The organism is Chromobacterium sp. IRSSSOUMB001 (assembly GCF_023507765.1).
Classification (GTDB): domain Bacteria; phylum Pseudomonadota; class Gammaproteobacteria; order Burkholderiales; family Chromobacteriaceae; genus Chromobacterium; species Chromobacterium haemolyticum.
Genome location: NZ_JALCYU010000001.1, coordinates 300,561 through 311,932 on the forward strand (window position 1 = coordinate 300,561; position 11,372 = coordinate 311,932).

Annotated in this window: 12 protein-coding genes; 5 read left to right on the forward strand and 7 right to left on the reverse strand. The window is 62.9% G+C overall.

The window, feature by feature from the left end:
* The 5 genes from MOV80_RS01375 to MOV80_RS01395 all read left to right on the forward strand — a co-directional run bounded on the left by MOV80_RS01375 (position 1) and on the right by MOV80_RS01395 (position 3,523).
* A complete protein-coding gene (locus MOV80_RS01375; protein ID WP_019104537.1) occupies positions 1 to 636 on the forward strand; it encodes a deoxynucleoside kinase in 636 nt (211 codons plus the stop codon).
* A gap of 192 nt (positions 637 to 828) precedes the next feature.
* The gene (panB, locus tag MOV80_RS01380) at positions 829 to 1,620 is read left to right on the forward strand and encodes a 3-methyl-2-oxobutanoate hydroxymethyltransferase (RefSeq protein ID WP_019104536.1); all 792 of its coding nucleotides are present in this window, start codon (positions 829 to 831) and stop codon (positions 1,618 to 1,620) included.
* Between the two features lie 25 nt (positions 1,621 to 1,645).
* Positions 1,646 to 2,479: a pantoate--beta-alanine ligase gene (gene panC, locus MOV80_RS01385; protein ID WP_019104535.1), complete on the forward strand. Its 834-nt coding sequence runs from the start codon at positions 1,646 to 1,648 to the stop codon at positions 2,477 to 2,479.
* 22 nt (positions 2,480 to 2,501) lie between these two features.
* Entirely contained in the window at positions 2,502 to 2,882 is a 381-nt protein-coding gene (panD, locus tag MOV80_RS01390; protein ID WP_019104534.1) for an aspartate 1-decarboxylase, read from the forward strand.
* A 227-nt stretch (positions 2,883 to 3,109) separates the two neighbouring features.
* Positions 3,110 to 3,523, forward strand: coding sequence for a GFA family protein (locus tag MOV80_RS01395; protein ID WP_019104533.1), 414 nt, complete (start codon positions 3,110 to 3,112; stop codon positions 3,521 to 3,523).
* A 56-nt stretch (positions 3,524 to 3,579) separates the two neighbouring features.
* Here MOV80_RS01395 and rraA read toward each other — a convergent pair whose 3' ends face one another.
* From rraA to MOV80_RS01430, 7 genes are all read right to left on the reverse strand, one after another.
* Complete coding sequence (gene rraA / locus MOV80_RS01400; protein ID WP_019104532.1) at positions 3,580 to 4,068, reverse strand: ribonuclease E activity regulator RraA; 489 nt, start codon at positions 4,066 to 4,068, stop codon at positions 3,580 to 3,582.
* 124 nt (positions 4,069 to 4,192) lie between these two features.
* Entirely contained in the window at positions 4,193 to 5,674 is a 1,482-nt protein-coding gene (locus MOV80_RS01405; RefSeq protein WP_249604774.1) for a DegQ family serine endoprotease, read from the reverse strand.
* A gap of 69 nt (positions 5,675 to 5,743) precedes the next feature.
* Positions 5,744 to 6,391: an endonuclease III gene (gene nth, locus MOV80_RS01410; protein ID WP_019104530.1), complete on the reverse strand. Its 648-nt coding sequence runs from the start codon at positions 6,389 to 6,391 to the stop codon at positions 5,744 to 5,746.
* Positions 6,388 to 7,098 carry an electron transport complex subunit RsxB gene (gene rsxB / locus MOV80_RS01415; RefSeq protein ID WP_254894749.1) on the reverse strand — a complete coding sequence of 237 codons (711 nt, stop codon included), beginning with the start codon at positions 7,096 to 7,098 and terminating at the stop codon, positions 6,388 to 6,390. Before rsxB ends, nth begins: the two co-directional genes overlap by 4 nt.
* A 131-nt stretch (positions 7,099 to 7,229) precedes the next feature.
* The gene (gene acs / locus MOV80_RS01420; RefSeq protein WP_019104528.1) at positions 7,230 to 9,194 is read right to left on the reverse strand and encodes an acetate--CoA ligase; all 1,965 of its coding nucleotides are present in this window, start codon (positions 9,192 to 9,194) and stop codon (positions 7,230 to 7,232) included.
* Between the two features lie 111 nt (positions 9,195 to 9,305).
* Positions 9,306 to 10,985: a cation acetate symporter gene (locus tag MOV80_RS01425; RefSeq protein WP_118266909.1), complete on the reverse strand. Its 1,680-nt coding sequence runs from the start codon at positions 10,983 to 10,985 to the stop codon at positions 9,306 to 9,308.
* Positions 10,982 to 11,293 (reverse strand): DUF485 domain-containing protein, encoded by a 312-nt coding sequence (locus MOV80_RS01430; RefSeq protein ID WP_019104526.1) that lies wholly within the window; start codon positions 11,291 to 11,293, stop codon positions 10,982 to 10,984. Before MOV80_RS01430 ends, MOV80_RS01425 begins: the two co-directional genes overlap by 4 nt.
* Positions 11,294 to 11,372 lie beyond the last annotated feature (79 nt).

Below are 11,372 nucleotides of genomic sequence, written 5' to 3' on the forward strand. Positions count from 1 at the left end.
ATGAGTCAATTGCGTTATGTCGTGGTCGAAGGGCCGATCGGCGCGGGCAAATCCTCTCTGGCGCGCCGGCTGTCGGAATACTGGGGCGTGCGCATGCTGGCGGAAGACCCCGCCGCCAATCCTTTCCTGCCGCGCTTTTACCGCAACCTGCCGGCTCACGGCCTGTCCACCCAACTGTCCTTCATGCTGCAACGCGCCGATATGGCCAAGAGCATGCTGAACGGCGAACTGCTGGCCAGCCCGCTGGTGTCGGACTTCCTGTTCGAGAAGGACGCCCTGTTCGCAAAGATCAATCTGGACGAGGCCGAATTGGCGCTGTACAAGCGCCTGGCGTCGCTGGCGATGCCGGAACATCCGGTGCCGGATCTGGTGATCTATTTGCAGGCGTCCGAGGAAAACCTGCTGAGCCGGGTGGCCGCGCGGGCGGCGGAGTACGAAGTCAATTTCCCCGAAGGCTATCTGAAGCGCGTGCATCAGGCCTACAGCGAATTTTTCCATCAGTACGAGGCCGCGCCGCTGCTGATCGTCAATACCGATCACCTGAATCTGGTCGATGGAGACGAGGACTTCGAGCTGCTGATCCGCTGCATCAGCGAAGCGCGAGGCCAGCGCAACTATTTCAACAAGAGCGTCTGAGCCGCCGCGCGCTCAGAGCCTGTTTGCCGATCTAGCGAGCTAGAGTGAGACAAGGCCTTGCGGCCGAGAAAACGGAATGTACAAGGGGTGCGTCACCGTTTTCAACGCCGTATCGCTGATGCGCAGCAGATCGTAAACAGGTTTTAAGCGCCCCGCCGGTTGATATGGACGACTGAACGAGGAAGAACGGGCATGAAAATTACCGTCAACACCCTGCAGAAAATGGCTCAGGAAGGGCAAAAGATCGCCATGCTGACCTGTTACGACGCCAGCTTCGCCACCTTGCTGGAGCAAGCCGGGGTGGAAATTCTGTTGGTGGGAGATTCGCTGGGCATGGTGGTGCAGGGCATAGACTCCACGCTGCCGGTGGCCGAAGAAGAAATGCTCTACCACGTGCGTTGCGTGGCGCGCGGGGCCAAGCAGGCCATGGTGCTGGGCGACATGACTTTCGGCGCTTATCAGGAAAGCCCGCAGCAGGCCTTCGCCCACGCCGCCCGCATCATCCAGGCCGGCGCGCACATGGTGAAGCTGGAAGGCGGCGCTTATATGGCCGATACCACACGCTTCCTGGTGGAGCGCGGCGTGCCGGTGTGCGCCCACATTGGCCTGACGCCGCAGTTCGTCAACACTTTCGGCGGCTATCGAGTGCAGGGCAAGAGCGAGGAAGATGCGCGCCGCATCGTCAACGACGCGAAGGCGCACGCCGCAGCCGGCGCCAGTCTGGTGCTGATGGAGTGCGTGCCGGCGGAACTGGCGCGCGAGATCACCGAGTCGATTTCCGTGCCCACCATAGGCATTGGCGCCGGCGTCGATGTGTCCGGCCAGGTGCTGGTGCTGCACGACATGCTGGGCGTGTACCCGGGCAAGAAGGCGCGTTTCGTCAAGGACTTCATGGCTGAGGCCGGCAGCATCCAAGGCGCGGTGCAGTCCTATGTTCAGGCGGTGAAGGATAAGTCCTTCCCGGCGGCGGAACATACTTTCTGATCGGCTCTGCCCAGGACATCAAATAATGGAAATCATTCGTACCGTGGCGGAGATGCGCGCCTGGCGTCGCCAGGCGGGCAAGCTCGCCTTCGTGCCCACCATGGGCAATCTGCACGCAGGGCATCTGGCCCTGGTCAAGGCGGCGCGCGAACGCGCCGACAAGGTCGTGGTCAGCATCTTCGTCAATCGGCTGCAATTTGGCCAGGGCGAGGACTTCGGCGCCTATCCGCGCACCTTCGACGCCGATTGCGATAAGCTGCGCGCTGCCGGCGTGGATGCCTTGTTCTTCCCCGAGGAGCAGGAGCTGTATCCGCGTGTGCGTCAGGACTTCAACGTGGAGCCGCCGAATATTCAGAACGAGCTGTGCGGCGCTTTCCGCCCCGGCCACTTCCGCGGTGTCGCCACCGTGGTGACCAAGCTGTTCAACATCGTGCAGCCGGATCTGGCCTGCTTCGGCAAGAAAGACTTCCAGCAGCTGCATGTGATCCGAGCAATGGTGGACGACCTGAATTCGCCGATAGAGATCGTGCCGGTAGATACCGGCCGCGCCGACGACGGCCTGGCGCTATCCTCGCGCAATGGTTATCTGAGCGCGGAAGAGCGCGCCGAAGCTCCGCGTTTGTACCGCAATCTGGAGCAGATACGGCAGCGGCTGCAGGATGGCGATCATGACTACGCGGCGCTGGAACAGGCCGCGCGCGACGATCTGGCCCAAGCCGGCTGGATAGTGGATTACGTGGAAATTCGCCAGGCCGACACCCTGGCGGTGGCGCACGCCGGCGAAAAACGCCTGGTGGTGCTGGCGGCCGCCCGACTGGGGCGCACCCGCCTGATCGACAACATCGAAGTGTTCCGCTGATCAGCGGACGAAGGATGCAATCATGCAGCGCAATATGCTCAAATCCAAGCTCCACCGAGTAACCACCACGCACAGCGAGTTGCACTATATCGGTTCCTGCGCCATTGACGAGAACCTGTTGGAAGCGGCGGATATTCTGGAGTACGAAGAAGTGCAGATCTGGAACGTCACCAACGGCGAGCGTTTCGCCACCTACGCGATCAAGGCCGAGCGCGGTTCCGGGACCATCTCGGTCAACGGTTCCGCCGCGCGCCGCGCCGCGCCGGGAGATCTGCTGATCATCGCCTCCTTTGCCCAGTACGAGGCCGCGGAGCTGAAGAATCATCAGCCAAAGCTGGTATTCGTCGACGCCGACAACCAGATGACCGAGGTCAAGGGCGCAACCCCGACGCAGGCGGCCTGATCCGTCTCCGGTTTCGCCCATTAGCGGCCGCCTCAGGGCGGCCGTTGTGTTTTGTTGCGGCACAGCATCAGCTTGGCGGCGGCGGCCCGCTTAATTTGGCGGTTGAGCTTGTCGTTGGCGGCGGCGGTGAATCATATTTAAAAAGCGGAGGTGTCTGACTGCCGGTTTGGGCTGGCGGGGACGGCCGTTTCTTAATCCATCGTCAACCCAGCAGCGAGGGAGGCATCATGAGCGCGAGCCAGAATCTGACTGGAGGTTGTCTGTGCGGCGCGGTGCGTTACCGTTTGCGCGCCGAGCCTTACGATGTGGTGCACTGCCATTGCAAAAGCTGCCGCCGAGCCAGCGGCGCGGCCTTCGTGACCTGGTTCACCGTTCGCGTGGCCGATCTGGACTGGCGCGGTGAAAAACCGGTGCTGTATCACTCCTCGGCGGCGGTCAGCCGGGGGTTCTGCCCGCATTGCGGCTCCACCCTGACTTACCGCCACGAATCGGACCCGGAGGAGCTCGACATCACCGTGTCTTCGCTGGACCATCCGGAACGGGTGGCGCCGGCCGGACATATCTGGTGGGAGCATCACCTGCCCTGGGGCAGCCCCGCCGCGCAGCAAGAACTGCCCATCTATCAACGCAGCGAGGCTTGAACCGCGCGTTTACGCTCCCGAGGGCAAGAGCGAAGAGGGCTGAAGAAGCCCTCGCGTCACGGCGCGGGGTGGAGCGCGCCCGGCGCGACGACCACCCCGTCCTCGTCTGCGTACAACCAGTGGCCGGGGCTGAAGCGCACCTGGCCGAACTCCACGCTCAGATTGCGCTGGCCTTCGCCGCGCTTCACCGATTTTCGCGGATGGACGCCTAGCGCGCGTATGCCCAGCGCCAGCTTGTTCAAGGCGGCGGAGTCGCGAATGCAACCATTGATCACCACGCCGGCCCAGTCGTTGGCCACCGCCAGCACGCCCAGTTGATCGCCCAGCAACGCGCAGCGCAGCGAGCCGCCGCCGTCCACCACCAGCACTTTGCCGGCTCCGTTCTGACTCAGCGCTTCCCGCACCAGGCTGTTGTCCTCAAACAGCTTCAGGGTTTCGATGCGGCCGTAAAAGCGGGTCTGCCCGCCGTAGCGTTGCAGCGCGGGCGTCAACACCTGTAGTTGCTCGTCGAACTGATCGCATAGATCGGCTGTGTGAAAGTCCATGGCGGCTCTCCTGTGGGCGGATGGCGAAAGCTTAATCCTAGCAGCGCGAGCGCGCGGGCGATATGCCGGAGAAATGAAAAAGCCGCCTGGCGGCGGCTTTGGGCGTTGCGTATTGAGGCGGGGGTTATTCCAGCCGCAGAGGCACGAACAATACGGCCTCGTTGCGCCGCACCAGCAGGGCGATGTGGCCTTTGGCGCTGGCCAACGCTTTTTCGAAGTGGGCGATGGTGGACACTTCCACCTGGTTCAAGCCCAGGATCACATCGCCCGCCTGCAGGCCGGAGCGGGCGGCGGGGCCTTGCGCTTTCTGGATCAGCAAGCCGCCGCGCACGCCCAGCTCCGAACGCTGATTAGGCGTCAGTTCGCTCAGCGTCAGCCCCAGTTTGCCAAACTGGAAGCCCTGCGGCGTGTTTTCCTCCTGAGGCTGCTGAGTGCTTGGCGCGTCCTGAGCGAGTTCCGCCAGCGTGGCTTCCAGCTCCTTCTCCACGCCCTTGCGCCACACCGTCAGCTTGATCTTGGTGCCCGGTTGCAAGGAACCAACTTGCACCGGCAGATCCTTGGAGCTTTCTATCGCTTTGCCGTCCAGCTTCAGGATGATGTCGCCGGCTTGCAGGCCGGCGCGAGAGGCTGGTCCCTTGGGATCGACGCGCACCACCAGCGCGCCGCTGGGGCGCTGAAGGCCAAAGGACTGCGCCAGCTCTTGGGTGACTTCCTGGATGTTAATGCCCAACTGGCCGCGGCTGACCTTGCCCCTGGCCTTGAGCTGATCGACCACGCTCATCGCCAAGTCGATGGGGATGGCGAAGGAAATGCCCATGAAGCCGCCGGAACGGCTGTAAATCTGCGAGTTGATGCCCACTACTTCGCCGCGCAGGTTGAACAGCGGGCCGCCGGAGTTGCCGGGGTTGATCGCCACGTCGGTCTGGATGAAGGGGACGAAGTTCTCGTCCGGCAGGCTGCGGCCCTTGGCGGAAACGATGCCGGCCGTGACGGTGTTGTCGAAGCCGAACGGCGCGCCGATGGCGGCTACCCATTCGCCGACCTTCAAGTCCGCCGGGCTGCCTATCTTGACCACCGGCAGGTCCGCCGCCGCCACTTTCAGCAGCGCCACGTCGGTGCGCTTGTCCACGCCCACCAGCTTGGCGCGCAGCTCGCGCTTGTCGGTCAGCATGACTTTGACCTGCTGGCTGTCCGCCACTACGTGGGCGTTGGTCAGGATGTAGCCGTCGGCGCTGATGATGAAACCGGAGCCGAAGGAGACGCTTTCTTCCTGCGGCTGTTCGCGTTGAGGCGGATGATTGGGGATGAAGCGGCGGAAGAAGTCGTACAGCGGATCGTCTTCCGGTACGGGAATCGGCAGGTTGCTGGCTTGGGCGCCGCCGCTTTCTTCGCGGCTGGCCTGGATGTTCACCACCGCCGGTCCGTCGCGGGTGACCAATTGAGTGAAGTCCGGCAGCAGCATGGCGACGCGGCCATCCTGTTGTGCGGGAATGGCGACCGGCGCGGGTTGGGAGTTGCCTTTGAAGAAGCGCTCGACCTTGTCGCAGCCGGACAGCAACGAGGCTGCGAGCAAGGCGCCAACCAGGGTGCGCAGATACGTTGTCACAGGCTATCCTTTTAGGTTGATGTCTATGCGGAAAATAAGGGCGGAACCGGAGTTTTTCCAGTATTGGATTCAGTTGTCTTTAATCATAACGGTTTTTGCCGGATATTCGCAGAGGTCGGCGATGACGCAGCGCTCGCATTCAGGCTTTCTGGCTTTGCAGACATAGCGTCCGAGCAGGATCAGCCAGTGATGCGCGTCGATTTTGAATTCGTCGGGGATGTATTTTACCAGCTTATCCTCGACTTCTCGCACGTCTTTGCCGGGCGCGATCCGGGTGCGGTTGGATACCCTGAAAATATGAGTGTCCACCGCGATGGTGGGCTGGCCGAAAGCAGTGTTCAGCACCACGTTGGCCGTTTTGCGGCCGACGCCGGGCAGCGCCTCCAAGGCCTCGCGGGTTTGCGGTACTTCGCCGCCATGCTTTTCCAGCAGCAGACGACAAGTGGCGATCACGTTTCTGGCCTTGGTCTTGTACAAGCCTATGGTCTTGATGAAGTCCGCCAGCGATTCTTCTCCCAGCGCCAGCATGGCCGCCGGGGTGTTGGCCACGGGGTAGAGGCGGCGCGTGGCCTTGTTGACGCTGACGTCGGTGGCTTGCGCCGACAGCAGCACCGAGATCAGTAGTTCGAACGGGCTGCTGTACTCCAGTTCGGTGGTGGGGTGCGGGTTGGCGTCGCGCAGACGGGCGAATATTTCTTTGCGTTTGACGGCGTTCACGGCTTGTCCTTGTCTGCTTGTTCGCGGGCGGCGCGCATCGCGGCGGCGCGTTCCATCGCCTTGCGGATCAATTCGTTTTTGTCGGCCGCCGGCGCGGAAGCGGCCGCGGCGACCGGCGCTGCGGTCGGAGGCGGCGATGCGGCGCTTACCGCGGCGCGCTCGGCCAGGCGTCTGGCCTTGTCTTCTTGTTCGCGCGTTTTGCGCGCTTGGCGTCGTTCGTAGCGCATGCGGGCCTGGGCGGCGCGCGCCATCACGCGATCGCGCTCGCCGTCGGCCGGGTCGGCCACCGGAACCAAGTCGATGCAGTCCACCGGACAGGGAGCGAGGCATAGCTCGCAGCCGGTGCATTCGGAGGCGATGACGGTGTGCATCTGCTTGGCTGCGCCTACGATGGCGTCCACCGGACAGGCCTGGATGCATAGGGTACAGCCTATGCAGCTGTCTTCGCGTATCACGGCCAGCGCCCGCGGTTTGGGCTGCGGGCCGTCGGGGGCGAAGGGAATGACGTCCCGGCCCAGCAGCTCCGCCAGCGCCCGGATGCCGTCGTCGCCGCCCGGCGGGCAGCGGTTGATCGGGTCGCGGCCTTCCGCCAGCGCCTCCGCATACGGTCGGCAGCCGGCGTGGCTGCATTGTCCGCATTGGGTCTGGGGCAGCAGGGCGTCGATCCTTTCGACCAGGGGGATAACGGGCATGCTGTCGGATTCCACTTGAAAAACCGCTAATTATCGGTGCTACGGCGAATGGCTTCAACACCCGGATGGACGATGAGGGCGCGGAAGGAGTGAAAAAGCCGTCGCTTGCGCGACGGCTCCTGCGGGTGCGGCGGACGATGGCTTGATCACAGCGGATGTTGCAGCTGCTCCAGAATCTGCGGGTTTTCCAGCGTGGACACGTCTTGGGTGATCTCTTCGCCCTTGGCGATGGAGCGCAGCAGGCGGCGCATGATCTTGCCGGAGCGGGTCTTGGGCAGGTTTTCGCCGAAGCGGATGTCGTCCGGCTGGGCGATCTTTCCAATCTCGTGCGCCACCCAGTTTTTCAGCTCGGCCGCCACTTTCTTGGCTTCCTCGCCCTGCGGGCGCGCGCCTTTGAGCACGACGAAGGCCACCACCGCCTCGCCCTTGACCTCGTGCGGCTTGCCGACCACGGCGGCCTCGGCCACCAGCGGGTTGGCCACCAGAGCGGATTCGATCTCCATGGTGCCCAGGCGGTGGCCGGAAACGTTCAGCACGTCGTCGATGCGGCCCATGATCCAGAAATAGCCGTTTTCGTCGCGGTTGGCGGAATCGCCGGCAAGGTAGTACTGACCGTTGAACTCTTCCGGGAAATAGGTTTTCTTGAAGCGCTCCGGATCGTTCCAGATGGTGCGCACCAGGCTGGGGAAGGGCTTCTTGATCACCAGGAAACCGCCGCGGCCAGGGTCCACCTGGGCGCCGGATTCATCGACGATGTCGGCCATGATGCCGGGCAGCGGCAGCGTGCACGAGCCGGGTTTGGTGGCCACTGCGCCGGGCAGCGGCGAAATCTGGATGGAGCCGGTTTCGGTCTGCCACCAGGTGTCCACGATGGGGCAGCGGCCGCCGCCCACGGTTTCGTGATACCAGATCCAGGCTTCGGGGTTGATCGGCTCGCCCACGGTGCCGAGCAGGCGCAGGCTGGATAGGTCGTGCTGCTTGGGCAGGTCCGCGCCCAGCTTGATCAGCGAGCGGATGGCGGTGGGCGCGGTGTAGAAAATGCTGACCTTGTGCTGCTCTATCATGCGCCAGAAGCGTGAGGCGTCCGGATAGGTGGGCACGCCTTCGAAGATCACCTGAGTGGCGCCGTTGGCCAAAGGGCCGTAGCAAATATAGCTGTGGCCGGTGATCCAGCCCACGTCGGCGGTGCACCAGAACACGTCGTTGGGTTTGTAGTCGAATACCCAGCGGAAGCTGTTGGCGGCGCCCAGCAGATAGCCGGCGCTGCTGTGCTGAATGCCCTTGGGCTTGCCGGTGGAGCCGGAGGTGTAAAGGATGAACAGCGGATCCTCGGCGTTCATCCATTCCGGTTCGCATTGCTCCGGCTGGCCGCTGGTCAGCTGGTGCCACCATACGTCGCGGCCCTCGCTCCAGGCGACCGCGTTTTGGGTGCGCTGATAAGCGACCACGTGTTTGACGCTGTCGCAGCCGCCCATCGCCAGCGCTTCATCCACCGTGGCTTTCAGCGGCACGCTCTTGCCGCCGCGCAGGCCTTCGTTGGCGGTGATCACCAGTTTGGCGCCGGCGTCCTGGACGCGGTCGCGCACCGCCCCGGCGGAAAAGCCGCCGAACACCACGGAGTGGATGGCGCCGATGCGCGCGCAAGCCTGCATCGCCACGATGGCTTCGATCACCATGGGCATGTAAATCACCACGCGGTCGCCCTTGGACACGCCCAGGCTCTTCAGGCCGTTGGCGAACTGGCAGACGCGGCGGTGCAATTCGGCGTAGGTGACGCGGGTGACCGCGCCGTCGTCGGCCTCGAAAATCAGCGCAATGCGATTGGCGTTGACCGCCAGGTGGCGGTCCAGGCAGTTGTAGGAGATGTTCAGCACACCGTCGTCGAACCATTTGAAGAACGGCGCCTGGCTGTCGTCCAACACGCGGGTGAACGGTTTTTTCCAGGTGATCAGGTCGCGCGCCAGGTCGCCCCAGAACGACAGGTAATCTGCGTCCGCCTGCTCGCACAGCGTGTTGTACGCCTCCATTCCGGAGATTGCCGCTTTCTGGCGGAAATCGTCGGAAGGTGGAAAGCTGCGGGTTTCCTTGAGGACGGATTCTAGCGTGGACATAAACTTCTCCTGGATTAGCTTTGTTATCATGCCGCCGCTCCGGAATCGCTGGAGCGGCGCGGTGGGGTATTTAAGGCAGGCCGACATCCTCGGCCCGGCCTTATGTCAATGTCAATGCTTGGAGGCCCCGGATGCGCCGATGCCGGTCATCGCGCGCACGAACTGAGCTTCGAATTTGGCTTTTTCCTCATCGGCCTGACGAGATTTGTCCAGCACCGAGATCAGCCAGGTGGAAACGAAGGCCAGGGTCATCGAGAAGATGGCCGGGTTCTTGTACGGGAACACCGCGTGTTCGTGCTTGAGTACCTCCACCCAGACCGTCGGCCCCAGAACGATCAGCACCACCGCGGACAGCAGGCCGATGAAGCCGCCGATCACTGCGCCGCGCGTGGTCAGTCCTTTCCAGAACATGGACAGGAACAGCACCGGGAAGTTGGCCGAGGCGGCAATGGAGAAGGCCAGGCCCACCATGAAGGCGATGTTCTGCTTCTCGAATACCAGGCCTAGCACGATGGCCACCACGCCCAGCACCACGGTGGTGATTTTGGACACGCGGATTTCGTCGGCCTCGTTGGCTTTGCCCTTTTTGATCACGCTGGCGTACAGGTCGTGCGACACCGCGGAGGCGCCGGACAACGCCAGGCCGGCCACCACCGCCAGGATGGTGGCGAAGGCCACCGCGGAGATGAAGCCCAGGAACATGTCGCCGCCCACGGCCTCGGCCAGGTGCACCGCCGCCATATTGTTGCCGCCGATCAGCTGAGTGACGGATTTGCCGTTTTTGACCACGGTTTCCATCATGCCCGGTTGGTTCAGCACCAGCATGATGGCGCCGAAGCCGATGATGAAGGTGAGGATGTAGAAGTAACCGATGAAGCCGGTGGCGAAGAACACCGATTTGCGGGCATCTTTGGCGTCGGACACGGTGAAGAAGCGCATCAGGATGTGGGGCAGGCCGGCGGTGCCGAACATCAGCGCCAGACCCAGCGAGATCGAGTCGATAGGGTCCGTTTTGCCCGGCGCCATGATGGCGACGCCCTTGCTATGCGCGGCCACCGCTTTTTCAAACATCAGTTCCGGGCTGAAACCCACGGTGGCCAGCACCATGATGGCCATGAAGGTGGCGCCGGACAATAGCAGCACCGCCTTGATGATTTGCACCCAAGTGGTGGCCAGCATGCCGCCGAACAGCACGTAGCACACCATCAGCACGCCCACCATCAGCACCGCGGAGGTGTAGCTCATGCCAAACAAGAGCTGGATCAACTTGCCAGCCCCCACCATCTGCGCAATCAGGTAGATGGCTACCACCACCAGTGTGGAGGTGGCGGCGAAGCTGCGCACCGGCGTTTGTTGCAGCCGGTAGGAGGCGACGTCGGCGAAAGTGTATTTGCCCAGGTTGCGCAGGCGTTCGGCCACCAGGAACAGGATCACCGGCCAGCCGACCAGGAAGCCCATCGAGTAGATCAGGCCGTCGTAGCCTTTTTCGAACACCATGGCGGAAATGCCGAGGAAGGACGCGGCGGACATGTAGTCGCCGGCGATCGCCAGGCCGTTTTGAAAACCGGTGATGCCGCCGCCGGCCGCGTAGAAGTCGCTGGCGGACTTGGTGCGGCGAGCCGCCCAATAGGTGACACACAGCGTAAACGCCACAAACAGCAGGAACATGATGATGGCGTGCCAGTTGGTGGCCTGTTGTTTGACATCGCCCTCAATGGCCCCGGCCGCCATGGCCAAGGAGGGCAGTAGAACGCCGGCGACGCAGGCCAGTTGCAAGACGCGTTGCTTCATTGTTTGGACTCCTCGACGATTTGCTGGTTGAGCAGGTCGAATTCGGTGTTGGCGCGGCGGACGTAGATGCCGGTCAACACGAAGGCCGAGATGATGATCAGCACGCCGATGGGAATGCCTATGGTCATGGTGGCGCCGGCGCTGATCGGATGGCCCAGCGTGGCCGGCGAGAACGCCAGCACCAAGATGAAACCGTAATAGATGGCCAGCATGATCAAAGTGAGCTGCCAACCCAGGCTGGTTTTCTTGTGCACCAGTTCCTTGAATTTGGGATTGGACTGCACTTTCTTGAGTATGTCCTCGTTCATTGCATCCTCCTTTGTGGTCGCGGCTTAGGGTGCCGCTGCTAAAAACATAAGGGAGGCGGTGGCGGCGAATCTAATCGCT

Coding starts and splice junctions, on each gene's coding strand:
- MOV80_RS01430 (WP_019104526.1), bottom strand. CDS start 11,293: ATGAACGAGGACATACTCAAGAAAGTGCAGTCCAATCCCAAATTCAAG.
- panB (WP_019104536.1), top strand. CDS start 829: ATGAAAATTACCGTCAACACCCTGCAGAAAATGGCTCAGGAAGGGCAA.
- panC (WP_019104535.1), top strand. CDS start 1,646: ATGGAAATCATTCGTACCGTGGCGGAGATGCGCGCCTGGCGTCGCCAG.
- panD (WP_019104534.1), top strand. CDS start 2,502: ATGCAGCGCAATATGCTCAAATCCAAGCTCCACCGAGTAACCACCACG.
- MOV80_RS01395 (WP_019104533.1), top strand. CDS start 3,110: ATGAGCGCGAGCCAGAATCTGACTGGAGGTTGTCTGTGCGGCGCGGTG.
- MOV80_RS01425 (WP_118266909.1), bottom strand. CDS start 10,985: ATGAAGCAACGCGTCTTGCAACTGGCCTGCGTCGCCGGCGTTCTACTG.
- MOV80_RS01375 (WP_019104537.1), top strand. CDS start 1: ATGAGTCAATTGCGTTATGTCGTGGTCGAAGGGCCGATCGGCGCGGGC.
- rraA (WP_019104532.1), bottom strand. CDS start 4,068: ATGGACTTTCACACAGCCGATCTATGCGATCAGTTCGACGAGCAACTA.
- acs (WP_019104528.1), bottom strand. CDS start 9,194: ATGTCCACGCTAGAATCCGTCCTCAAGGAAACCCGCAGCTTTCCACCT.